This window comes from Candidatus Benthicola sp. (assembly GCF_058719085.1).
The window spans coordinates 1-23430 of record NZ_JBZQEK010000076.1; the positions used below are offsets into that span (position 1 = coordinate 1).

General features: G+C 67.3%; 25 protein-coding genes. 4 read left to right on the forward strand and 21 right to left on the reverse strand.

What is annotated here, in order from left to right:
* Nucleotides 1-58: 58 nt before the first annotated feature.
* The 6 genes from AC36XV_RS05880 to msrB all read right to left on the reverse strand — a co-directional run bounded on the left by AC36XV_RS05880 (nucleotide 59) and on the right by msrB (nucleotide 5719).
* A complete protein-coding gene (locus AC36XV_RS05880; protein WP_492202751.1) occupies nucleotides 59-1366 on the reverse strand; it encodes an HsmA family protein in 1308 nt (435 codons plus the stop codon).
* Nucleotides 1363-3636: an amino acid permease gene (locus tag AC36XV_RS05885; protein WP_492202752.1), complete on the reverse strand. Its 2274-nt coding sequence runs from the start codon at nucleotides 3634-3636 to the stop codon at nucleotides 1363-1365. Before AC36XV_RS05885 ends, AC36XV_RS05880 begins: the two co-directional genes overlap by 4 nt.
* Nucleotides 3637-3698: 62 nt before the next feature.
* Nucleotides 3699-4034, reverse strand: coding sequence for an antibiotic biosynthesis monooxygenase family protein (locus AC36XV_RS05890; protein WP_492202753.1), 336 nt, complete (start codon nucleotides 4032-4034; stop codon nucleotides 3699-3701).
* The gene (locus AC36XV_RS05895) at nucleotides 4031-4483 is read right to left on the reverse strand and encodes a PH domain-containing protein (RefSeq protein ID WP_492202754.1); all 453 of its coding nucleotides are present in this window, start codon (nucleotides 4481-4483) and stop codon (nucleotides 4031-4033) included. The genes AC36XV_RS05890 and AC36XV_RS05895 overlap by 4 nt, the downstream gene beginning before the upstream one ends.
* Before the next feature lie 58 nt (nucleotides 4484-4541).
* Entirely contained in the window at nucleotides 4542-5261 is a 720-nt protein-coding gene (locus AC36XV_RS05900; protein WP_492202755.1) for a 3'-5' exonuclease, read from the reverse strand.
* On the reverse strand, nucleotides 5258-5719 hold the full coding sequence (msrB, locus tag AC36XV_RS05905; RefSeq protein WP_492202756.1) for a peptide-methionine (R)-S-oxide reductase MsrB: 462 nt from the start codon (nucleotides 5717-5719) through the stop codon (nucleotides 5258-5260). Before msrB ends, AC36XV_RS05900 begins: the two co-directional genes overlap by 4 nt.
* Before the next feature lie 162 nt (nucleotides 5720-5881).
* Between msrB and AC36XV_RS05910 the strand changes: the two genes are divergently transcribed.
* Together AC36XV_RS05910 and AC36XV_RS05915 are read left to right on the forward strand one after the other, a co-directional pair.
* Nucleotides 5882-7858, forward strand: coding sequence for a CocE/NonD family hydrolase (locus tag AC36XV_RS05910; protein ID WP_492202757.1), 1977 nt, complete (start codon nucleotides 5882-5884; stop codon nucleotides 7856-7858).
* The gene (locus AC36XV_RS05915) at nucleotides 7855-8880 is read left to right on the forward strand and encodes a metallophosphoesterase (protein ID WP_492202758.1); all 1026 of its coding nucleotides are present in this window, start codon (nucleotides 7855-7857) and stop codon (nucleotides 8878-8880) included. The genes AC36XV_RS05910 and AC36XV_RS05915 overlap by 4 nt, the downstream gene beginning before the upstream one ends.
* On the opposite strand, the gene AC36XV_RS05920 is transcribed toward AC36XV_RS05915, so the two are convergent.
* The 8 genes from AC36XV_RS05920 to AC36XV_RS05955 are packed head-to-tail and all read right to left on the reverse strand — an operon-like array spanning nucleotide 8844 to nucleotide 14143.
* Nucleotides 8844-9377 carry an O-acetyl-ADP-ribose deacetylase gene (locus AC36XV_RS05920; RefSeq protein ID WP_492202759.1) on the reverse strand — a complete coding sequence of 178 codons (534 nt, stop codon included), beginning with the start codon at nucleotides 9375-9377 and terminating at the stop codon, nucleotides 8844-8846. The two genes, AC36XV_RS05915 and AC36XV_RS05920, sit on opposite strands and share 37 nt — an antisense overlap.
* Entirely contained in the window at nucleotides 9374-9883 is a 510-nt protein-coding gene (locus AC36XV_RS05925) for a VOC family protein (RefSeq protein WP_492202760.1), read from the reverse strand. The genes AC36XV_RS05920 and AC36XV_RS05925 overlap by 4 nt, the downstream gene beginning before the upstream one ends.
* 10 nt (nucleotides 9884-9893) lie before the next feature.
* Nucleotides 9894-10343, reverse strand: a complete 450-nt coding sequence (locus AC36XV_RS05930) for a YybH family protein (protein ID WP_492202761.1) — start codon at nucleotides 10341-10343, stop codon at nucleotides 9894-9896.
* Nucleotides 10344-10373: 30 nt separating this feature from the next.
* Complete coding sequence (locus AC36XV_RS05935; protein WP_492202762.1) at nucleotides 10374-11468, reverse strand: succinylglutamate desuccinylase/aspartoacylase family protein; 1095 nt, start codon at nucleotides 11466-11468, stop codon at nucleotides 10374-10376.
* Nucleotides 11465-12709: a RimK family alpha-L-glutamate ligase gene (locus tag AC36XV_RS05940; protein WP_492202763.1), complete on the reverse strand. Its 1245-nt coding sequence runs from the start codon at nucleotides 12707-12709 to the stop codon at nucleotides 11465-11467. The genes AC36XV_RS05935 and AC36XV_RS05940 overlap by 4 nt, the downstream gene beginning before the upstream one ends.
* The gene (locus AC36XV_RS05945; RefSeq protein WP_492202764.1) at nucleotides 12706-13251 is read right to left on the reverse strand and encodes an ATP-dependent zinc protease family protein; all 546 of its coding nucleotides are present in this window, start codon (nucleotides 13249-13251) and stop codon (nucleotides 12706-12708) included. Before AC36XV_RS05945 ends, AC36XV_RS05940 begins: the two co-directional genes overlap by 4 nt.
* Complete coding sequence (locus tag AC36XV_RS05950) at nucleotides 13244-13876, reverse strand: carbonic anhydrase (RefSeq protein ID WP_492202765.1); 633 nt, start codon at nucleotides 13874-13876, stop codon at nucleotides 13244-13246. The genes AC36XV_RS05945 and AC36XV_RS05950 overlap by 8 nt, the downstream gene beginning before the upstream one ends.
* A gap of 15 nt (nucleotides 13877-13891) precedes the next feature.
* A complete protein-coding gene (locus AC36XV_RS05955) occupies nucleotides 13892-14143 on the reverse strand; it encodes a DUF2164 domain-containing protein (protein ID WP_492202766.1) in 252 nt (83 codons plus the stop codon).
* Between the two features lie 188 nt (nucleotides 14144-14331).
* Here AC36XV_RS05955 and AC36XV_RS05960 point away from each other — a divergent pair, with 188 nt between their 5' ends.
* Both AC36XV_RS05960 and AC36XV_RS05965 read left to right on the forward strand, forming a co-directional pair.
* Nucleotides 14332-15492 (forward strand): PQQ-dependent sugar dehydrogenase, encoded by a 1161-nt coding sequence (locus AC36XV_RS05960; RefSeq protein WP_492202767.1) that lies wholly within the window; start codon nucleotides 14332-14334, stop codon nucleotides 15490-15492.
* Nucleotides 15493-15671: 179 nt separating this feature from the next.
* Nucleotides 15672-16700, forward strand: coding sequence for an NAD-dependent epimerase/dehydratase family protein (locus AC36XV_RS05965; protein WP_492202768.1), 1029 nt, complete (start codon nucleotides 15672-15674; stop codon nucleotides 16698-16700).
* A gap of 11 nt (nucleotides 16701-16711) precedes the next feature.
* Here the strand turns inward: AC36XV_RS05965 and AC36XV_RS05970 are convergent, their stop codons facing one another.
* From AC36XV_RS05970 to AC36XV_RS06000, 7 genes are all read right to left on the reverse strand, one after another.
* Nucleotides 16712-16972 (reverse strand): putative signal transducing protein, encoded by a 261-nt coding sequence (locus tag AC36XV_RS05970; RefSeq protein WP_492202769.1) that lies wholly within the window; start codon nucleotides 16970-16972, stop codon nucleotides 16712-16714.
* A gap of 34 nt (nucleotides 16973-17006) precedes the next feature.
* Nucleotides 17007-17627, reverse strand: a complete 621-nt coding sequence (locus AC36XV_RS05975) for a DnaJ domain-containing protein (RefSeq protein WP_492202770.1) — start codon at nucleotides 17625-17627, stop codon at nucleotides 17007-17009.
* Nucleotides 17628-17741: 114 nt separating this feature from the next.
* Nucleotides 17742-19262 (reverse strand): serine hydrolase domain-containing protein, encoded by a 1521-nt coding sequence (locus AC36XV_RS05980; RefSeq protein ID WP_492202771.1) that lies wholly within the window; start codon nucleotides 19260-19262, stop codon nucleotides 17742-17744.
* 49 nt (nucleotides 19263-19311) lie between these two features.
* Nucleotides 19312-20085, reverse strand: a complete 774-nt coding sequence (locus AC36XV_RS05985) for an SDR family NAD(P)-dependent oxidoreductase (protein ID WP_492202772.1) — start codon at nucleotides 20083-20085, stop codon at nucleotides 19312-19314.
* Nucleotides 20078-20851 (reverse strand): esterase/lipase family protein, encoded by a 774-nt coding sequence (locus AC36XV_RS05990; RefSeq protein WP_492202773.1) that lies wholly within the window; start codon nucleotides 20849-20851, stop codon nucleotides 20078-20080. Before AC36XV_RS05990 ends, AC36XV_RS05985 begins: the two co-directional genes overlap by 8 nt.
* The gene (locus AC36XV_RS05995) at nucleotides 20848-22281 is read right to left on the reverse strand and encodes an alpha-amylase family glycosyl hydrolase (RefSeq protein WP_492202774.1); all 1434 of its coding nucleotides are present in this window, start codon (nucleotides 22279-22281) and stop codon (nucleotides 20848-20850) included. Before AC36XV_RS05995 ends, AC36XV_RS05990 begins: the two co-directional genes overlap by 4 nt.
* A gap of 30 nt (nucleotides 22282-22311) precedes the next feature.
* Nucleotides 22312-23430, reverse strand: a 1119-nt coding sequence (locus AC36XV_RS06000; RefSeq protein WP_492202775.1) for a serine hydrolase domain-containing protein, incomplete at its 5' end; no start/stop codon positions are given.

Sequence of the window (23430 nt, forward strand, 5' to 3'; positions counted from 1 at the left end):
CTTCCGTGCTCGCCCAGCTTCCAGCCGTGATCCCCCCACAGCACGACGATCGTGCGATCTAAAGCCCGAGCTCCTCCAGAGCGTCGAGCAGTCGGCCGACCTGTGCGTCCACGTAGCTCACCGAGGCGTAGTAGCCGTGCTTCAGGCGGCGGGCATCTTCCGGGGACACCCCTCCGGCCATCGGATGCGGAACGTCGCGGAAATCCTCGTATCCACGCAGCTCCCGCATGTTGTTGATGGCCATCGGTGGGGCCCCCTCCGGCACACGCGAAACCTCCGCCGGCGGAATCGAGTCGGGATCGTAGAGGTCCCAGTACCGCTGCGGAGCGTTGAACGGCAGGTGCGGCCGATAGAATCCGATGGCGAAGAAGAACGGCTTCCCTCCCGCGGCCAGCTCACGAATCTTCGCGATGGCGACGTCCGTCTGGGCGCCGTCGTAATACAGGTCATCCGGCCCCTCGACCGCCTCGGTCGCGCCCGCCTTCAGGTACCACTCTCCGTAACGGTCGATGTAGCGGGCTTCGTCTCCGGCCTCCAGGATCTTCACCTTTCGGGCCTCCTGGATGGCCACGTTTCGCGGGTCGCGGTACACCGCGTCCGGATCGAACGGATATCCATCCACGTGGAGCTTCGGCTCGCTCCACGAGGCGGGATCCGGGATCACGTTGTGGTAGATCTTCCCGATCGCCGCCGTATGGTATCCGTGTCGCATGAAGTGCTGCGGCAGCGTCACGACATCGGGGACCGTGTTTCGGAAGTCGGTCAGCAGGTCCCACACGCGCAGGGAATCCGGCCGAAGCCCGGTCATGACACTGGCCCGGGAGGGATTGCAGACGGCCTGCTGCACGTGCGCCTGCAGGAAGGTGACGCCCCCACTGGCCAGTCGATCGATGTTGGGCGTGCGGACGTGCCGGCTGCCGTAGACTCCGAGCTCGGGTCTGAGGTCATCCACCGCGATGAACAGCACGTTCGGCCGGCGAGCCTCCCGGACGGCCGGGCCGCCCGACATCCCGATGTACATCCCGCTGAAGTAGGGAACGAGCCAGATCAGCCACACTACGACGCTGTACCGATGGAAGCCGGCGCGCGCTTTTTCCGTTCCCCTTCTCACCACCCGTGTGGCCCAGACCGCATGGACCAGCATGAGCCACAAAGCGATCTGCCCGGTCAGGGTGTGCTGATCGAGGAGGTTGAACGGCTGCGTCGCCATCTGGTGCATCCCCCAGGTCCCCGATACGTCGAACGCGAATCCGGTCCAGAAGGAGACGACGTGCCATGGCTTCAGGTACCGGGCCAGACGCTCGGCCCACACTCCGAGGGAGTAGAAGACGAGCGCGAGGGTGATCAGGATGGCGGGGATGGTCAATGCAGGTCCTCCGAGCGCATGGACAGGAAACCCGCCGACGTGAGGTCGACGAACGATCGATGCGGCCGGCGGCTGATGAGGACGAGCGGCACCTCGGTCCGCTGCGCAATCGCCAGTGCGAGGTCGCCCAACGGGCGCTGCCCGCGCGCCCGTCGCTCCATGCCGAGGACCACGAGATCCGCCTCCGCCGCCCGCTGTAGGATCGCTTCGACGGCGTGGTCGGTCGCAGCCACCTCGACCTCGTACGGTCCGGCGGCCTCATCGCGTGCGATGCTCGTCATCTCCCTTTCCGCGTGTCGGCGGGCAGCCGGGGTGGTGTCGGACGGAACCGCGTGCAGGAAGAGCAGCGAGCGCTCGCCGGAACGCGACAGGCTGGCGAGAAGGCGCGCCCGAAGACGGCTGTGATCCCGGCTTCCCCCGAGCGGCACGAGGACGCGCCGCGCGCCGTCCATGTGCCAGCGATGGGGCGCGCGCAGGATCACCACGTCCGTGTCGAGTCCCCCCAGGAGGCGCTCGAGACTCGCTTCCATCCCCGGCTCGGTGAGACTTGGCAGCCCGAGGAGGATCGTCTCGCAGTTCTGGACGCGGGCCACGCGGGCGATCTCCCCCCACGCGTCGGACGCGATGGTGAACAGAGTCTCCGGAACGATGGCGCTCTCGAAGCTTCGCTGCAGCGCCTCGCCCAGGACCGCCTCGGCATCGCGGAGCGCCGGGTGCGCATCGCTCTCCACCGCATCGGGTTGGGGACGAACGACCGAAAGCAGCAGCACACGGCCGGTGCCCGGCGTTCGCAGGGTTCCGGCCACATCCACGAGGCTGGCCGCGCGCGCCGGGTTGGCGATCGGAACGAGCACGAGGGGGCTGCGGCCACGGAGTCTCGCCAGGTCCGGGTCCATGGCCTCGGCCGAGGCGTCGGCGAGGCGCGCTCCGGAGGCGAAGACGGTGAGATAGAGCACGGCTCCGATCGCCAGCCACACGACGATGATGCTTCCGGCTTCCGGGACCTTGAAGGCCTGGAAGGTCGCCAGCCCGAGGCACAGGATCCCCCCGACCCAGGGGACGAGAAGGGCCCGGGACTCACCCGACCGGCTCGCCGCCAGCGCCGCCGTCCAGTGGACCATGGCGAAAGAGATCAGGAAGATGAGGCTGGATGCGGCACCGGCGGCCGCGACCTCGCCCACCAGCAGAGCGGTGACCGCCATCATGACACCCGAGGCGATCACCGCAATGGCCGGGGTACCGGTCGGGCCGATCCGCCCGAGACGTCGGGGGAGCGTTCGGTCCCTGGCCATGGTGAAGGCGAGGCGGGAAGCGGCCACCACGTTCGCGCTCAACGCCGACAGCATCGAAAGCACACCGGCCCCGATCACCAGCCAATATCCGCTCGGGCCCATGTACTGTTCCGCGGAGATCGCGACCAGGCTCTCGGGGTTTCGCGCGGCTGCCGCCTCGATCCCCCCCGGAGGCGCCCCGACCGTGGCCATCAGAAAGAGCAGCGGAAGGTAGATCGCGAGCGCGATTCCGAGGGAGAGGTACATCCCCAGCGGAATGTTCCGGCTGGGGTTCTTCACCTCCTCGGATACGGTCGGAATGAGTCCGAATCCCTGCAGGGCGATGAACGTGTACCCCATCGCCGCGAGGATTCCGACGGAGCCATGGGGCGCGAACGGCCGCATGCGACCCAGAAGCTCCGACGGCGAACCGCCGAGCCACGCCACGATCCCGGCCCCGATGAGCACGGCGAAGACGATCGTCTTGCCGACGTTCGCCACGGTTCCGGCGCCGCCGGCCCGCCGCGCGAGGATCAGGGTGTACGCGAACACGGAGGCGAGCGTGAGTCCAACGGGAAGCGCCGGCCCGAGGGCCCACTCCGGCGCTCCGCCCATGAGACCGAGAAGCCGGATGAGTCCCTCGGTGGCGAAGGCGGCGAATCCGAGCGCGTACAGGACGCCCGCTACCACGGAAGCGCCCCAGACCACCCAGCCGACGAGGAACGCCACCTCGATGTTGAGGACCTTCTTGGCGTAGGTGTAGACCCCGCCCGACTCGTGAAACCGCCGGGAGAGGTCCGCGAAGCTCATCGCGGTCAGGTAGGCGATCACCCCGTTTGCCGCGAAGGCGATCATCGCGGCGGGCCCCGCGGCCGCGAACGCCACGCCGGCCAGGGCGAGGATCCCGCCGCCCACGATCGCACCCACCCCGAGGGAGGTGGCGCCGAACAGTCCTATGTGGCGTTGACTTTCCAGGGGTCGTCCGGAGGTGTCGGTCAAGACTGTGGCTCCACCATCAATCTACGGAAACAGTGCACGCGGCCGCGAGGAGATGAACGAGGTCAACCGGCAGTCGGAGAGGCGGCGCTCACCCTGCCCACTCGCGCCACACGGATCGCGTACTCCTCGTACCAGCGCTCGCGCCCGAGCCGCTGCGCGACCTGGTGCTCCGGTTCCGCTCGCCAGCGGTCGATCGCCTCCATGGATTCCCAGTACGACACGGTGATGCCCACCGCACCCTCCCGTACCGATTCCATACCGAGAAACCCTGGCTGCCGGCGAACCAGCTCTTCCATCCGCCCGGCCATCTCTCCGTAGCCGGAATGTTCGGAGGCGAGGCGGGACGTGAAGATCACGGCATAGTAGGGCGGGGCCGGCGTGTCGGAGATCCCGCTCACGCGCCTCCTCCGGACCGCCGCGCCCTCTCGAGGAATGCCTCCGGACGCTCGAGGCTCAGGAGCAGGGAGTACCCCTGGTCGGTCGGAAGGTGGAGCACGCGGTCGCGCGCGGTGATGGCGACCAGCGCCTTTTCTCCGCTCGCCAGCTTGAACCAGCCGATTCCGAGCCCCGGAAGGCCGATGCCGTTCGTCCGGCCTTTCGGCTTCAGGTCGGCGCTCGCGTCGAGGTTGACGACTCGGGCTTCGTCGAGCCGGATGTGCGAAAGGTCGATCGAGCGACCGTATAGCGGGGCTCTCAGCGTCATCGATGAGCCATCAAGCACCACGCTCGGCCGGGTGGCGGAGACCGTCAGCCACCCGAAGCCGAGCGTCATCACTGCGAAGAGAACCGTGAGCAGCACGAGTACGATGGTGGCTCCGGACGGGGCGGGTGTGATCTGGAACTCCACGATCTCCTCCGGTCAGGGATGCTCGCAGCGAGGTGGCGTGGCGGATCCGCGTCGCCCCTCACTGCGGGACCGGCGACGGAACGCCTCGTTCGCGAAGGGCACGATACAGACGCGCATTCAACCTCGCGCCCGTGATCCCGGTATGCTCCTCGGCCACGTGAGGCTCGTCCTCGACTCCGAGTCGGGCGGACAGCGCGGCCCCCGTGAGTTCTCGATAGCCGAGGGACCACGCCATCGAAGGTATGTCGAGCACGAAGTAGTAGTACAGCTCGCGCCAGCTGCCGCCGGCAGCGCGAAACAGGTGGTCCAGGAACGCCGCGTCGAACCAGCTGTTGAAGGCGACCAGCAGGACCTGACGTCCGTCGGCGGCCCTCTCGTGGAAGCTGCGCAGGCTGTCCGCGGCAGCCGCCGGTTTCAGGGCGCCCAGTTCCCTCCAGCGCCCTGGATCGAACGCGTTCACCTCCCGGGCGCCCTCCGACAGTCGCTCTGGGTGCTGCGGCTGGATTCGCAGGAACAGGCTGTCGACGGGTAGCCCGTCGAGATCGGTCATCACGATCCCGAGGTCGATCATCTCGTGGTAGCCCGGAACCAGGCCGGTCGTTTCCACATCGATGAAGGCCAGCAGCCATGCCCCCGGATCGGCCGCCGGCAGGGCCTCCTGCGCTCTCGCGCCGCCCGGGATCACGCTGAGGAGCCCGAGAGCCAGGACGAAGACCGGGGCCGAAGACGTGACGGCTGCAGCCCCGCCGCGTCGACGCAGCGCAGGCCGGCGGCTCAAGCCTCGGCAACCTCCTTCCCGACCTTCTCCAGTGCCACGGCGTTGATGCAGTAGCGAAGGCCGCTTGGGCCCGGACCATCCGGGAACACGTGCCCGAGGTGGGCATCGCACGTGTTGCAGATCGTCTCGACACGCTGCATGCCGAACGAGTCGTCGAGGTGGTAGGCGACGGCCCGCGAGTCGATCGGCTGGGTGAAGGACGGCCACCCGGTTCCCGACTCGAACTTGACGTCCGAGTCGAACAGGAGGGTCCCGCAGCACAGGCAGGCGTACAGGCCGGGCTCGAACAGGCTGCACATCTCGGAGCTGAACGGGCGCTCCGTTCCGCGGCCACGAGTGATCCGGTACTGCTCGGGCGTGAGGCGCTCCCGCCATTCCTCCTCGGTTCGCTCCACGCGACGCTCCGGTTCCGGATTTCCCTCTTTCGCTGCCCTCAGAACTTCGGGCCACGTCATCATCGTCCTCTCCCTCGGCCATGTGCCCAACCGTGCCTCCGTCACCCACACGTCAAGGATGGACGCCGGGTCGACCGGACGCCAGACGGGGACTCGCAAGGTCACATCGACACCGGCCCCGGAGACCCGTATCCTGAAGGCTCTAACCCTGCGCGAGGCCGAGCCATGAATACCCGATTCCGCACCCCGCTGGTCGTTTCCTTCGTATTCCTGCTGACCCCGATCTTCGCCTGTGAACCGGAGCCCCCCGCGGACGATCCCGCCCCTCCGGCAGAATCGGCGGATCGCCAGACGGAGGAGCTGTGGAATGAGCTCCACGAGATCGCGGTCGTCGAGGAGCTGGTCATGATGCCGATGCGGGACGGCGTCAGGCTGGCCACGCACATCTTCCGCCCGAAGACCTCGGACTCCGAGCCCGTGCCCACGATCTTCGTCCGCACGCCCTACAACATGAACCTCTGGAGGGACGGAGAGCTGAGCGCCCGCAGCCTTCGGGCTCCGCTGGAAGCGGTGCGAAGGGGCTACGCGTACGTGAACCAGAACGAGCGCGGGAAGTTCTTCTCGGAAGGCGAGTGGGACATCCTCGGTCCGCCGAAGACGGACGGCTACGACGCCCTGACCTGGATCGCCGGGCAATCGTGGTCGAACGGCAAGGTCGGCACGTTCGGCTGCTCGTCCACGGCGGAGTGGCAGATGGGCCTCGCCGCTCTCGACCACCCGGCGCACGCGGCCATGGTCCCGGCCGGCTTCGGGGCCGGAGTCGGGCGGATCGGTGACTGGTACGAGCAGGGCAACTGGTATCGCGGCGGGGCGGAGCAGATGCTCTTCTTCTCTTGGCTCTACGGAGTCCAGAACACCCAGCGGCCCGAGTTCGACCCGGACCTGGATCCGGACGATCGGGTGCGCCTGTCCCGCTACTTCGACCTCGCGCCGGAGATGCCGCGCGTCGATTGGCCGGAGGCCTTCTGGCACCTGCCGCTCGAAGATCTCATGCGAAGCGTGGACGGGCCGGAGGGCATCTACGCCGATTCGGCCCCCGTGGCCACCGGCGGCCGGATGATCCAGCGCACACCCGACGACCCGGCCTGGTATCGGGGCGGCCTGTACCACGACGATGAACCGTTCGGCGTCCCGAGCCTGTGGCTGATGTCCTGGTACGATGTCTCGATCGGGCCCAACCTCGCGATCTTCAACCACGTGAGGCGAAACGGGGTGGACGCCGAGACGAGGGAGAACCAGTACGCGCTCGTCGCACCGGTGACCCACTGTGCGTACTGGCGCACCGGGGAGGAGACGGTGGTCGGCGAGCGCAGCGTGGGAGATGCGCGCTGGGACTACGACGCTCTCGTCTACAGCTGGTTCGACCATTGGCTCAAGGGCGAGCCCAACGGAATCACCGATACGCTGCCGCGCGTCCGCTACTACACCATGGGATCCAACGAGTGGAATGCGTCGGACTCGTGGCCGCCGCAGGGCGCGGAGACGATCACGCTGTATCTGGGCTCCGAGACGGGCGCCAACACGCTGTCGGGAGATGGCACGCTGTCGATGGACCCGCCGGCCGATGGGTCGGAGGGGGACGATTTCGCCTACGACCCGATGGAGCCCGTGATGTCGCTCGGCGGCAACGTCTGCTGCACGGGTGGAGCCATCCGAGCGGGTGCGTTCGATCAGAGCGAGGTGGAGTCCCTGCGGGAAGACATCCTGGTCTACACGAGCGAGCCGTTCGAGGACGGGCTCGAGGTGAGCGGAACGATCGGCATCACCCTCTTCGTGTCCTCCGATGCGCGGGATACCGACTTCACGGTCAAGCTCCTCGACGTCTACCCGGACGGGAGGGCGTACAACCTGGATGAAACGATCCAGCGCGTGCGATACCGGGAGGGATACGACCGACAGGTGTTCATGGAGCCGGGGGAGGTGTACGAGGTCGAGCTGGGGCCGCTATCGACCTCCAACTACTTCGCGCCCGGTCACGCCCTCAGGGTCGAGGTGTCCAGCTCCAACTTCCCCCGCTTCACGCGCAATCTGAACACGGGGGGGCGGAACTACGACGAGACCGAAGGCGTGGTGGCGCACAACCGGGTGCACCACTCCCCCGAGTACCCGTCGCAGATCCGGATTCCGGTGATGAGCCGTTGAGGCACCGCCGCCTTTCCTTCTTCCGGGCGCGCGCCGGCGCGCTCGCGGCCGCCGTGACGGCCGGGCTCGCCCTCTCCGGCTGCAGCCGGGAGCCCGGGGCCGGTGATCCGGCGACGGACCCCGACCCGTATGCCCTCCGGCACGAGCGAGCGGAGCGGCTGGTGGCCATCGGAGACCTCCATGGTGACCTGTCCGCCGCGCGGGCGGCGCTCCGCCTCGCCGGGGCGATCGACACCCTGGACGGCTGGATCGGCGAGGACCTGGTCATCGTCCAGACGGGAGACCTCCTGGACCGGGGAAACCAGGAGCCCGAGGTGCTCGACCTCCTCGAGCGGCTCTCTTCGGAGGCGGCCGGCGCCGGCGGGGCCATCCACGTCCTGAACGGCAATCACGAGCTGATGAACGCGTATCTGGACTACCGATACGTCACCGAGGAGGGGTGGACCGATTTCGAATACGTGGTCGGGGAGCTGGCCAGGCCCGAATCGGACGACTCCGTGCTCGCCACGACGGAGCCGGTCCGGCCGGGGCGGCTCGCGGCGTTCCGGCCCGGTGGACCGGTCGCCCGGCGCCTCGCCGAGCGCAACCTGTTCGTGATCGTGGGCAGGACGCTGTTCACGCACGGCGGCGTCCTTCCCGAACACCTCGACATGGGACTGGACGCCATGAACGAGGCGGCGCGCGCCTGGCTGCGAGGCGAGGCGCCTCAACCGGAATGGGTCCGGGGCGACCTCAGTCCGGTCTGGAACCGGCTCTACTCGGACGCGCCGACGCAGCAGGCGTGTGACGCCCTCGAGTTGGTCCTGACCGGACTCGACGTCGACCGGCTGGTGGTCGGCCACACGGTGCAGGAGGGCGGAATCACGTCGTACTGCGGCGGACGGGTGTGGTGCATCGACGTCGGGATGGCCGAGCACTACGGAGGCCGCCCGGAGGTGCTGGAGATTCGAGGTGAGGTCGTGCGCGGGTTGCGTGGAGGTCCGCGTCAGCCGCCGAGTAGTTCTCCCGCGATCCGCTCGTAGACCTCCGCATCGGTCTCCGAAAAGCAGCAGAACACCACCCGCTCCGGCAGCTCAGAGTCGTCCAGGTGGTCGCGCGCCGTCTCGATCGCGGTTCGGGTGGCGTCCTCGATCGGGTACCGGTATACGCCGGTCGAGATGGCGGGAAACGCGATGCTCCCCGCTCCGACGCTCTCCGCCAGCTCGAGGGCCCGCGCGTAGCAGGAGGCCAGGAGGTCCTGCTCTCCGCGGTCACCGCCGTTCCACACCGGCCCGACGGCGTGCGCCACCCAGCGGGCGGGCAGGCGGTATCCTCTCGTCAGCTTCACCTCCCCGGTGCGGGCCCCGCCGAGCGAGCGACATTCCTCCAGGAGCTCCGGCCCCGCTGCACGGTGGATCGCCCCGTCCACCCCACCGCCACCCAGCAGCGAGGTGTTGGCGGCGTTGACGATCACGTCCACGTGAAGCGTCGTGATGTCCGCCGTTACGATCTCGATGCGTCCATCTCGCCACGTGCTCACGCCGGGTCTCCCGGTTCATCCGCGGTCGCGAGGAGGGCTTCCAGGTCCAGTGGCCGGGTGTACATCCTGAGCGAACCGTCGGGCTCGCGAGGCCACTCGTCCTCCGGCCGATCGCGGTACAGCTCGATCCCGTTACCGTCCGGATCACGCAGGTAGAGTGCCTCACTCACCCCGTGGTCGGCTGCGCCCTCCAGGGAAATCGCGTGGCGCCGCAACCGTCGGAGCGCTCGGCCCAGCGCGGCCCGGTCGGGGTAACGGAACGCGACGTGATACAGACCCGTAGACCCCGGAGGCGGAGACTTTCCGCCGGCCGACTCCCACGTGTTGAGCCCCACGTGGTGGTGATAACCGCCCGCGCTCAGGAACGCCGCGCCGTTTCCCATACGCTGCGTCACCTCGAAGCCGAGGACTTCCGTGTAGAAGCGCGCCGCCCGATCGAGGTCGGAGACCTTGAGGTGAACGTGACCGACGTCCACCCGTGGGTCGATGGGCTCGCTACGCGTCATGGCAGTTCCCTCATGGCCCCTCGCAGTCGCAGGGCGGACAGCCCTTGTCGAACACCACTCGCCACCGGCCGTCCGGCTCGAGCCTCCAAACCGAATTGAACGTCCCGATCCGATTCCCGGCCGGATCCATCACCGGACCGCTGCTCAACGCAAGCGTTCCCGAGTCGAGCACCTCGACGCGCTCCGGGGCCCAGGAGAACGGGGCCTCCTCATCCTCGAAGAACGGGGCCCAACCGGCCTCGATCGCCGCGGCCCCCCGGAGAACGCTCCCGGTGAAGAAGACCGCCTCGTCCGAGAGGAAGGAAACGAACCCGTCGAGATCGCGGTCCGCCATCGTCGCAGCGAACGCCTCCTCGACGGCACGAACCTCCCGGGCCAGGACCTCGATGTCCTGGCTCACCGCCGCCGCGGGCGTCCCGGTCGTGAACAGGAGCAGCAGCATCCACCGCATTCTCTTCATCCCGGTCCTCCGCTTCGGGTGTGCCGAACCTCAGTCCGCCGGGTCGACGACAAGAACGCTCGACGCGAGATCGTCCGATACCCGCTGCTCGAGCCCGTTTTCCTCGGATCGCATCCGGCGCAGATCCGAAGGCGTGAATTCCTTGGGCAGCCGGCCCAGATGGCAGATCGGCTCACCGGGACTGATCGAAGGCAGGCTCGTCATCCCGATCACCACCGCGTCGAACGGTGCCTGCACCGAGTTCCGCTCATCGCCGAGGAGCGTCGTGTTCGTGGCCAGTGGCTGACCTTTCTCCACGATGTCGCCCGGTGCGACGTGGAACTGCATGAAGCCACCCTTCTTCGCGCGAATCCACTTGGTCTTCTCGATCACGATCTGGAAGTCCGGCCGCTCCATGTCGCCTTCGAGCATCTCCAGACCGCGGAGCACGTTCCGGATGCCCCGCCTCGCCGACTCCACGATCGTCGGCTCGACCTTCCAGACTTCGCCCCCTTCCATGATGATCGTCGGGCATCCCGCAGCGCACGCCGCGCGCCGGAGCGCCCCCTTCGGCCCCTGCGCGTTGATCGTGATCTCGGAGCCGAAGGACTCGGCCAGGCGGCGTACCTCGGGAATCTCCAGGTCCGCTCGAACGTTTGGATAGTTGGTACGGCGCACGGCCGCCGTATGGAGATCGATTCCGTAGTCGCTCCGTGAGACGATCTCATCGAAGATGATGCGGGCCATGCGACTGGCGAGACTGCCGGTCGCCGAGCCCGGAAACGATCGGTTCAGGTCGCGGCGATCGGGCAGGTAGCGCGAATGTCGGTCGAAGGCCAGCAGGTTCAACACCGGTACCAGAATCACCGAACCCCGAACCAGCTGGAAGCTCTCGTCCTGAATCAGCTGCCGGATGGCCCCGGTGCCGTTGATTTCGTCTCCGTGCAGAGCCGCCGTCACGAAGACGACGGGTCCGTCCTCGCGGGCCCGACGGATGTGAATCGGGATCCGCACCGTCATGCTGCTGTAGCTCTCACTCACGGCCAGCTTGACGTTGCGGGACTCGCCGGCGGGGATCTCGTGACCGAACCAGTGGTCGATCGTCTTCTTCCGGCGAGGCTCGGCCGCAGCCTTCTTCTTGCTCATTCGGAGGATTCCACGGCGGCGGACGCCTGGACATCCTCGGGGTGCGACTCGTCCGCCACCGGCAGATCGGGAAGCTCCTGGACCGCGGGCCGACGGGTGCGGCGGATCCTGGCAGGAATCAAGTCACGCATCCACTCGAGCTTTCCGAAACAGAGCAGCCGATCGCCCGGCTCGAGCACCCGCTGCGACCGGGGATTCGGAATGACCGTCGTGCCCCGGTACAGGGTCAGGACGTTGATGTCCCTCTCGCGCAGCCCCGAGTCCCGGATCGTCTTGCCGACGTACTCCGATCCGGCGGGAACCTGGATCTCGGCCACTCCGTATCCGCGGCTGACGGTCAGCCGCTGCCGCAGGTCGATCTCCGGAAAGTCCACCTGGGCGGCCATGTAATCGATGACGGCGCCCGCCACGTCGAGCCGGGTGCAGCCCTCGATTCCTTCGAGGCCGGGAGACGAGTTCACCTCGACGACCTGGGGCCCGTCCGCGGCTTCGAGCAGGTCGACGCCCGCGACCCTGAGGCCCATGATCTGCGCCGCCCGGACCGCGGTCTCCCGGTACTCCTCATCCAGCTCGACCGGCTCCGTCAGCCCGCCCCGATGCACGTTGCTGCGGAACTCCTGTCCCTGGGCCACGCGGCGCATCGAGGCGACGACCTGGTCGCCGACCACGAACGCGCGGATGTCCCTGCCCTTGCTCTCCGAGACGAACTTCTGGATCAACACGTTCTGACGCTGGCTCTGGAGAAGCTCGACGATGGCTCCCGCCGACTGCACGGTCTCGGCCAGGAGCACGCCGATCCCCTGGGTGCCCTCCAGCAGCTTGATGATGACCGGCGCCCCGCCCACTCTCTCGATCGCCGGCAGGACATCCCTCTTGTCCCGCACGAAGACCGTCTGCGGGATGCCGATGTGGTGTCGGCTGAGGATCTGCAGGCTGCGGAGCTTGTCGCGCGAATTGTTGATTCCGGCGGACGAATTCGCGCACCATACGTCCATCTGCTCGAACTGCCGTACCACGGCCGTGCCGAAGTACGTGATCGAGGCCCCGATGCGCGGCAGCACGGCGTCGTAGTGCGACAGGCGCTTCTGCCGGAAGTACAGGTCGGGCTCACCCCGCTCGAGGTCGATCGCGAACTTGACCGTGTTGAGCACCTTCACCTTGTGTCCGCGCTGCTCGGCGGCTTCGCGCAGCCGCCGCGTGCTGTAGCACTTCGGACTGGTCGAGAGGATGGCCAGCTTCATTGCGACTCCTTCGGGTCACGGGGCTCGAGGCTTTCCGGCGGTCCCGGCTTCGGCTTCTTCCTGCGCTTGGGGCGCCCGGCGCAGTACGATCTCCCGGCATCCACCAGGAACCTGCGGCGAATCGCTTCACGGCCCAGCAGCATACGGAAGCCCATCTCATCGCGGCTGGCGAGGGTCAGCTCGACCGGCCACGTACGGCCCGAAAGCCGGACCTGGGTCAAGATCACGGGGCGTAGGGTGGCCTTGCCGCTGGAGGTGCGGACCGAGCGGAACTCCTCGATCCGGGCCTCCACCATCTTCGTGTCTTCGCGCGTCCGCTGTACCGGATGAACCTCGAAACGTGCCCACTTCTCTCCGTCCCGCTCGAACACCCTAAGGTCGAAGGCGTGCAGCGATGACGATCGGGCCCCGGTGTCGACCTTCACCTTGATCCGGTCGATCCCGAAATCCGGCAGGCCGACCCACTCACGCCAGCCGATGATGGGCAGGTGTGTCGGTTCGGGGCGCGTCTTCCGTCCCCGATGGCTCGTTTCCTCACCCACCGGACACCCCCCGGTGTTCGTCGAAGAAGTCGACGAAACCGCTCTCCAGCGAATACTCCGCTCCGACCACGCGGAGACCACCGGTTCGGATCAAACCCTCCAGGATCTCCGACCCATGACGCAGATGATCGACCGACGCGCGGACGTTCGCTCGCACGGCCTGGCGCACGAGCTCGTCCGGGTCCTCCCGGAGCCCGGTGTCGAGGAGTCCCTCGACGGATGGGCGCACCCGGTCGACGATCGAGCGCAGGTTCGGCGACTGGTCCTCCACCGGCTGGCGGAGCTCCTCCAGGGTGGCGAGGATCGCTCCGCACCTGGAGTGGCCGAGCACCACCACCAGCTTCGTCCCGAAGCTCGCGGCCGCGAACTCCACGCTGCCGACCTGCGAGGGCGCGACGATGTTGCCGGCCACCCGGATCACGAACAGGTCGCCGAGTCCCTGCCCGAAGATGAGCTCGCACGGCACGCGGGAATCGGAACATCCGAGGATGATGGCGAAAGAAGCCTGGGAAGCGGAGGCTGCGACGCGAGAGTGCGTGGGACGCGCGTCGCCGGCCAGCTCACCGGTGGCGAACCGGCGATTCCCCTCCCGGAGGCGCTCGAGCGCCTCCCTTGCAGTCATCATGCGTCGGTTCCTTGCTCAGAGGGGCTCTTCGGCCTCGTAGACTTCCCCGTCCAGATCGTCCAGCTTGCGCTGCATGTGGACCCGCGCGTCCTGAATCGCCTGATTGTAGACGGGCGGGCCGAGGCGCCGAACGAAGAAGTCCAGGAGGCGCTCGGCCTGGAATGGGCTCAGGTCCCGCTCGAACTCCTCGCGGAAGAGCTCTCGGACACCCTCCACGAGGATCTCCCGTTTCTCGTCGGTCAAAGAGATGCCCATACGGTCGTTCACGTCGCTTCCTCCGCGTTCACTCCAGACGCTTCACCTTGTGCCACGCCCCCTCCATCTGGCAAGCTTCGCGTCGGGGTCGGGGGCTCGGCTGCGCGCTGCAGGAAGAAACTGCGCGACCCCGCCTGTTCAGGAGAAGAGTACCTTGGAGCAAGGCCCCGGAAGAACTCGGATGCACCAGGAGGGGATCGGTGAGAAGACGACGTGAAGGACCGGCCGGGGCGGCGGCGCTCCTGGTCCTGGCAGCGACGGCCGCGGGCTGCGGAGACGGGATGACCGCGACCCTGCCGCGAACCGAGGGAATCGTGCTGACCGAAGTCGCGAGCGGCCTCGAACGACCGGTGGCGCTCGTTCAGCCCGCGGGAGATGCGCGCATGTTCATCGTGGAGCAGCGCGGCCGAATCCGGGTGGTCTCGGACGGACGGCTCTCGGCCGACCCCTATCTCGACATCGGGGACCGGCTGTCCGGCGGGAACGAGCAGGGGCTCCTGGGCCTGGCCTTTCACCCGGACTTCGCTTCGAACCGCTACGCCTACATCAACTACACCGGTTCCGAGGGCGACACGCACGTGGCTCGATTCACGGAAAGCGCCGATCGCCTGACCCTGGACCTGGCCAGCGAGAGGGAGATCCTCCTCGTGGACCAGCCGTATGGAAATCACAACGCCGGCCAGCTGTTGTTCGGCCCGGATGGTTTCCTCTATGTCCCGCTCGGGGACGGGGGGAGCGGAGGGGACCCACAGGGCAACGGACAGAATCGGGATACCTGGCTCGGTTCCATTCTCCGCATCGACGTGGACGGCGACGATCCCTACGGCATTCCCCCCGACAACCCGTTCGTCGGGGGAGGCGGACGACCGGAGATCTGGGCGTACGGAGTGCGGAATCCCTGGCGTAACGCTTTCGACCCGACCGGGGGCTACCTCTACGTGGCCGACGTCGGACAGAACGAGTGGGAGGAAGTGAACGTCGTCCCCATCGAGCGCGCCGGAGTGAACTACGGGTGGAACGTCGTGGAGGGACCGGAGTGCTATCGGAGCTCGACCTGTGACCGGACGGGATTCGAAGAACCGGCCCTCTCGTACGATCACGGAGACGGCTGTTCGATCACCGGTGGGTTCGTTTACCGCGGGACCCGCATCGAGGGTCTGGCGGGCACGTATTTCTACTCCGACTTCTGCGAAGGCTGGCTGCGCAGCTTCCGCTGGAATCCCGATCAGGGTGGTGCTACCGAGCAGCGCGAATGGTCGATCCCAGACGTCGGAAACGTATACTCCTTCGGCGAGGACGCGGATGGAGAGCTCTACCTGCTGGCCGGCGACGCGGTGTGGCGGCTGGATCCCGCACCGTGAGGGCCGCGTTGCCCGACGCTCAACCCTTTGAAGAAAGTCGACCGATGAAGACGTCACGTCGTGAGTTTCTGGAGTCTGGCGTAAAGGCGGGGGCCGCCCTGGCCTTGATCGGAGGAGGTCGGGCCCGGCCGGCCTTCAGTGCCTCCACCGAACGGCGTCGGGGGAAGAGCACGGCGCCCATGAGCATCCTGATTCTGGGCGGAACCAGCCTGCTCGGCCCGCACATCCTGGCCTACGCGCTCGAGAGGGGACATTCGATCACCACGTTCACGCGCGGGCGTACCCGGCCGACCGTACATCCCGAACTGTTCGACGAGGTCGAACAGCTCACCGGGAACCGGGATGGAGACCTCACGGCCCTCGAGGGGAGGAGCTGGGATGCGGTGATCGACAACTCCGGGTATCGGGTGCAGTGGGCACGGGATTCGGCGGAGCTGCTCCGCGACGCCGTCGACCTCTACCTGTATACCTCGTCGATCGGGGTCTACTACCCGTACACCCGTGACGTCCTGCTCGAGACCGACACGCTGAACCGCGACATCCCGTCCGGCGAACTCACGGAAATGCAGCAGCTCGAGTACGGGTACGCGGTCATGAAGACCCGCTCCGAGGAGGTGATCACGGAGGTGTTCGGAGACCGGGCGATCCTCTCCCGGCCCACGTACATGGTGGGGCCCGGTGACCGGACCGACCGATTCACCTACTGGCCCGTGCGGCTTCCTCGCGGCGGAGAGGTCCTGCTTCCCGGAAGAGCCGACGATCCGGTGCAGTTCATCGATGCCCGCGACGTGGCCGGCTTCATGGTCCGTCTGCTCGAGGAGCGGAGGACGGGGGCCTTCAACGTCGCAGGCCCGGCCTCGCCGATGGGAATGCACGCCTTCGCGTACGGCGCCCACGCGGCGTTTGCCAACCCGATCTCGTACGTGCCCATCCCGGACTACGAGTTCCTGGCCCAACAGGGCGTCACGGAAGTGGTGCCATGGATCCCTCCGGTCGGTGACAACTACGGCACCGCCCGGGCCAGCGTCGAGAAGGCGGTTTCGGCCGGACTGGCCTTCACCCCCCTCGCAACCACCGTGCGCGACACGTACGAGTGGTGGTATTCGGGCGTGGTATCGGAAGAGCGCCAGGTCAGGATGGTCTCCGGGGAGGAATCGCTCATGGCCCGCGAAGCCGAGATCATCGCCGCCTGGCGGGCCCGCGGGTAGAACGGGGGACGTCAGCCCGCGTCGTCGAACCCGTCCGGGTCGTCCAGATCGAGCGCGGCGCGGGCGTCCGAGAGATCCGAGCCCGGAACGTACAGGGTCACGCCGAGCACCGAACTTCCGGAGTGGCCGGGCCCGAAGATGCCCGCCGCGCCGTGTTGATCGATACGGAACGGAATTCCCTCCGATTGGAGGCGCCCGGCCGCCAGCTCGGCTTCCTGCGTGGTTCCGTATTCTGCGAGCTTCGCCCACTCGCGGGACGTTCGGTCGGTCATCCAGGAACTCCGCTTCGGGTTCTCCGGCTCCGGATCAGGCCGTCTCCTGCACCTGCTCGTCCAGGTCGTCATGCGTCGCCGGCCGCTCCGGCTGGCGGTCGCCGGCGACCGATTCCTCGGTGATCATGCGATGGACCGGGGCCGTCGCCTCACGGGTCAGGATCTCTTCGATCCCGTCGATCGTGATGGCATACTGCCCGTTTTGCAGGAGCTCGATCCAGCCTCGCTTCTTCATGTACCAGAACGGAAACTCCAGGTGCTCCCTCGGAACTCCGAGCTTCCGTTCGAGGTCGACGCCGCCCAGCCCGCCGGCTTCGGGGTTCTTTCGCCGGGCCGCGTAGAGGAGCGACAGCACTCCGCTGAAGATCTTCTGATCCTCCTGGTGGCTGCCCCGTGTGGCGTCCTGGTCGAACACCTGCCACTGCATGCTCTTGTGCTTGTCGAACTGCACGTCGTACGCGGCCCGTCGCGCCGGGTCCTTCAGCACCTCGTACGCCTCGTGGACTTCGCGGAAGGCGTCCTCGTTTCCGGACGTCGGGTTGTCCGGATGATACCTCTTGGCGAGGAGCCGGAATACGCGCTCCAGCGTTTCGTTGTCCGCGCCCTGGCTGAGCTGCAGGACATCGTAGTAGTCCACGAAAGGCGTGTCGTTCACCTGCGACCCCCTCGGTCCTCGGGATGACGCCGTTCCGCCGCGCCGAAGCTCACGACGGGCCCTGCGCCACTATGGATTCCGGGTCGATCTCTCTGCAAGGGTCGCGCCGAAAGGCTATTCGCTCTCGATACGCATCCGAACCTGCTGGATGAGTGGATCCCGCTCCGGAGAGAGCGTGAAGAACACCAGGATGTCCGCGTTCTCCCCCTCGATCACGAACGTGCCCCGGAGCTGGTTCTGCGCCCGGACTTCGCTCACACCGAGAATCGGCCCCGCCTCGTCGAACAGCGCCCGGGTCTCGCGCTGCAGGTCGATGAGCCGGTGGTCCATGAAGAAGTTGTCGGCGAATACACCGGATTCCGGCGCGTCTTGCCAGTCGGGAAGCTGGGCCATGAGCTCGGCCTTCCGGGCCTCCAGGAGTTCGGGGGTCGGAAGGGAACGGGGCTCGAGACCGGCGGTGGTGATGATCCCGTCCAGCACGCCCGCATTGAGCCCGCTGGTACCCCCGTACGTGATGTTGTCGAACGACATCACCGCGATTCCGTACTGGGGCATCATCGTCCAGTTGCTGCCGAACCCGGGCAGGCCGCCGCTGTGTCCGATCAGGACACGGGCGTCGCAGTCCTCGAACCAGCGAAGACCGTAGGCGTAGGCGCTGGCCGCTGGACATTCCCTTCCGCTGGGATAGCGGTAGTCGGGCAGCAGGCCCGCAAAGCGCCACGGCTGGTGCATCTCGCGGAGCGAGCTCCGCTTGAGGGGCCCGGTGTCAGGATCGCTGCGCGGTGGCCACGCCGACAGGTGGAGTGCAACGTACCTGGCGAAATCGTCGATCGAGGTGATGAGTCCGCCCATGGCGCCGAAGGCGCCGTGATGCTCGTGCGCCACCCTCACCCAGTCTTCATCGATCCACGCATATCCGAGGGCGAGGCGGCCGGGAGGCGCGTCCTCGTACTCCCACACCGTCGAGTTCATCCCCAGCGGCTCGAAGATGTGCGTTCGCGTGTAGTCCCTGAAGTCCATCCCCGACACGACCTGCACGACCTGGCCCAGCAGGGCGAATCCGAGGTTGCTGTACTCGTACGCGATGCCCGGGGCGTTCGAGAACGACACGCCACCGCGGATGAGGGCCCGCAGCTCCTCGTCGGTATCGGCCAGCTGCCGGTCGCCCCACGGATTGTCCTCGGGAAACCCGGCCGAGTGCGTCAGGAGGTGCCGGATGGTGATCTCCGGCGAGTCGGCGGTCAGCAGCTGGAGACCGTTCGCCTCGGGCACGTACAGCGACAGCGGGTCATCCAGACGGAGCTCGCCGGCATCGCGAAGCTGGAGAATCGCCATCGCCGTCACGCTCTTGCTCATCGAGGCGATCCGGAAAAGGGTCTCCGTCGTCACCGGGGTCCCGGCAGCCACGTTCGCCAGTCCGAACCCGTTCCCGTAGACGAGCGCTCCGTCCACCATCACTCCATACGCGAAGCCCGGCATGTGCTGCCGCTCCGCGTACTCCCTGAACTTCGCGTCGGCTGCCTCCGCGGTGGCACGCACCCGATCGGCCCGGTCCGAATCCTCGAATCGGGGAATGGTCTGGGCGTGAAGATGAAGAGGGGCCGCGAGGAGCACGGCCGAGATCAGGAAGCGCATCGGATGACTCCGTTCGTTCGCTTGTACAGGGCGCCAGCCCCGGTTCGACCTACAGGATGTAGCCCCCATCCACCGGGAGCTCCACTCCGGTGATGTGGCTCGCTGCGTCCGAGAGCAGGAACGCCACGGCCTCCGCGACTTCTTCCGGTTCCGCGAAACGGCGACCGCCGTGCTTCTCCATGGCCGCAAACGCCGCCGCCTCGGAGCCGTGCTCTCTCACGAGGTCCCGGAAGAAGGACATCGTCCGCCACAGAGGGGTCTTCACTCCGCCGGGACTCACGGCGTTCACCCGGACGGGAATGTCCTGCTCCTGACACTCGCTGGCGGCAGCCCGCACGAGCATTCCGACACCCGCCTTGCTGGTGCAGTAGGCCGCCGCCCCCGCCGACGGACGGATCCCCGACACGGATCCGAGCGCCACGATCGATCCTCCCGATGTCCGCATGGCGCGGATTCCGTGACGGATCGCCAGGAAGGTGCCATCCAGGTTGACCTCGAGAACCCGGCGCCATTCCTCCAGGGAGGTGTCGGCGAGGGCGGACGCACCGCTGATTCCCGCCGCGTGCACCACCGCATCGAGTCGACCCTCGCGATCGAGGATCGCCTTCATGACGCTCTCCCAGTCGCTCTCTCGACGAATGTCGAGCCGGAACTCGAGCCCCCTCCGCGAGCCGGCCGGGACATCGCCCGGCCGCGGATCGTATTCCACATCCGCTCTGTACACCACGGAGCCGCGCGTCTCCAGCCGCTGCGCGCAGGCAGCTCCGATGCCCGACGCGGCACCGGTGACCAGCGCCACCCTGCCCCCGAAGCGGTCACCCATCGGCCTCACCCTCGAAGATGCCGTAGCGGAGGAAGTGGACGACCTGCTCCGCCACGTCGGTTCGGTTCATGATGAACGTGTGCGTGGCCGGCAGTACCAGGAAATCGTCAGCCCCTTCTATCCGTGCGCTCTGCACCCCGACCTTTCCGTCGTCGGGACCTGGGATCAGCCACGAATAGATCGGGTTGAGACTTCGATCTCCGGTGATGATGCCGAGGCTGAAGTTCACGGGCGGGAGCTCGCTGGCAATGCCCGTGGAGTCGGTGCCGAGGCGCACCCCCGCGGGCCCGAGTACCGAGCGGAGCATGGGGGAGTCCGAGAACGCATCCACGATCTCGCTACCCTGGTTCGGAGGACTGAGCATCACGACACGGCCCTCGAACGGCTCGGCCCGATCCGCCAGGAAGAGCCGGACCAGAAGACCGCCCATCGAGTGGGTCACGAAGTGCACGTCGCCCTCCAGACCGGGGCAGCACTCCCGTACCGCGATCCTGAGACTGTCGGTGAGCGCTTCGAGCGGCTCGGTCCGCGAGGGGTAGCCGAAGTTGACCACCCGGTACCCGGCATCGGCCAGGCGCTCCTGAAGGAGGAGCATCGAAGCCGGGGTGCGCCCCAGGCCGTGTACCAGCACCACGGTCTCAGCGGCGTCGGGAGGCCCCGAGGAACAACCCGAACTGAAGACGAGGAGGGCCGCGAGCGTCGAGACCGCTCGTGCGCCCGTTCGAGCCCGGAGTGCGTTCACGGCCGTATGCACAGCGAACTTCACGACCGCGGAGGGGCGCCAACCCAGACGCGATACTCCCAGGGATCGAGCGACAGCCTCGTGGGCTCGACGAACTCGATCGGCTCCCCGGTCAACGCATCCGTGTACGATCCGAAGTAGAGCTCCTCGCGAAGCCGCACGTCCAGGGACTCCGGCGACAGGTTGAACACCGCGAACACGCGGTCGCGATCGTTCGCCCGCACGAAGCTCAGCACCTGCGACTCGGCGTCGTTCGGCACCTTGACCATCCGGGCGCCCCAGGGCGCGTTCCAGAGGGCCGAATTCTCGTGCTTCAGCGCGAACAGTCGGGCGTACAGGTCACCGACCGGGTGGTCGCGCCACTCGATCGGGTCCCGCTCGAAGAACTCCAGTCGCTTCGGGTTCCCGGCCTCCTGCCCGCTGTAGATCATCGGGATACCCTCACCCACCACGGAGAGCGCGATGGCCGGGTACAGGGCTTCTCCGAACTGCTCGAACTGCGTCCCCTCCCATGCGTTCTTGTCGTGGTTGCTCACGAAGGTCATGCGCATGGCGCCCTCCGGATACGCGCCCTCGTTCCACGAGTAGTAGATGTAGAGTGCGTTCACGTCCTTCGTTCCGTGAGCGATCCCGTGCATGGCGTCGTTCCAGCTCCACGCGTAGGTCGCGTCGAACGCGTGGGCGTGGAGATCCCGGGACTCCCACTCGGCGAGGAGGAACACCGGCTTGATCGCTTCGAGCTCCACCCGGACCCGGTTCCAGAAGTCGACGGGAACGAACCCGGCGACATCGCACCGGAAGCCGTCCACGCCCACCTCGCGCACCCACCAGGCCATCGCCTCCGTCATGTAGCGGCGCACCTCCGGCCGATCGTAGTCGAGGTCGATGATGTCGGACCAGTCCCACCAGGGGGTCGGTCGGTAGTCCCCCTTGTAGTCCCGGTCGTACCAGTCGGGATGTTCCTCGACCAGCGGGTTGTCCCATGCCGTGTGATTCGCCACCCAGTCGAGGATCACGTGCATCCCGAGATCGTGCGCCGCGTCGATGAAGCGGCGCAGGTCCTCGAGCGTCCCGAACTCGGGATTCACGCCGTAGTAGTCCCGGACGGAATAGGGGCTGCCGAGGGATCCCTTGCGGTTCTTCTCTCCGATCGGGTGGATCGGCATCAGCCAGACGATGTCGGCCCCGAGCTCCTTGAGCCTCGGAAGCTGGGCCTCGGCCGCCCGGAACGTGCCTTCCGGCGTGAACTGCCTCGTATTGAGCTGATACAGCGTCGCGCTGCGGGACCACCCGGGGTGCTCGATCTGGACGTACGGCATCGGCTGGTACGGATCCTCCGTTTCCTCGGTCGGCGCCGCATCCTCTCGCGGGGCTTGCCCGCAGGCCAGCGTCATGAACAGGACCACGATCGGCAGGCACGCGACGAACGCACTAGACCCCATCCTTCGCTTCATCGGACCTCTTCCTTGTGGTTCGTCATCGGGCTACTGCGCCGCGCATTCGAGGCCACCGGTCGCTCCCCCGCTCCGGAATCTTCCGTGCAGACCCATGGCGTCACGCGAACCGAACGTCAGCTCCGACAGGCGGGCCTCTCCGTCCACCGTGATCAGGCGTGTCTGGCCCCCGTCGCTGTACGAGACGACCACCCGGTCGACGCTCTCATCGCTCCACTCGAAACGGCCCCAGTACCCTTCGGTCGACCGGGCCATCGACATCCGGCCCGCAACCGATTCGCCCGAGGGCACGGTCGCCGCGCACTCGAATTCGCCCGACACGTCGGGCCCGGTTCCGTCCTGCCCGTCTTCGTCCAGGAACGCGTCCGCGATCAGCGATGCGATCAGGCCGCCGGTCGGCGCCTGTGACATGTTGCCCACGATCGCCACGACGACACCCTCCTGCGGCCAGATCTGGAAGCCCGTGGTGCCCCCGATGGATCCGCCCCCGTGTCCGGCCCGGATGACGTCCCCCTCTTCGAGGGTCGTAGCCCACCCGATGCCGTATCCGGTCGAGTCACCGTCGTTCGTGGTCTGCGGGCGCCAGAGCTCGGCGATCATGTCGGGGGTGAGCATCGTCTCGCCGAGGTGAGCGAACCCGAACCGCACCAGGTCCGATGGAGTGGAGAGGAAGCCTCCGCCGGCCCACTTGTAGCTGTTGTCGACGTAGGGCGCGTTGTACACCCGACCGTCGTCGCTCCGATGGTAGAAGCGGACGCGGTCCGGGATGATCCGGTAGTTGTCGTCCTCCACCGTGTGCCGCATGCCGAGCGGCTGGAAGACGTGTGTTCGCATGTACGTGAGGAAGTCCTCTCCCGAAGCGCCCTCGACCACCGCGCTGATCAGGTTCCAACCGTAGCTCGAGTACGAAAAGCGCTCACCCGGCTCGAACAGCAGGGTGTCGTCCTGGAAGATCTCGAGTCCATCGAGGACGGTCTCGTAGCGCTCGGCGAGCAGGAATTCCTCTCCATCGTAGTGCCGGATCCCGGCCAGGTGGCCGGCCACCTGGCGCGTGGTGATCGGCCAGCGCTTCTCGGGAAAGGTGGGCACGTAGCGCTGCACCGGAGAATCGAGGTCGAGCAGGCCCTGTTCGGCGAGGAGCCCCACCGC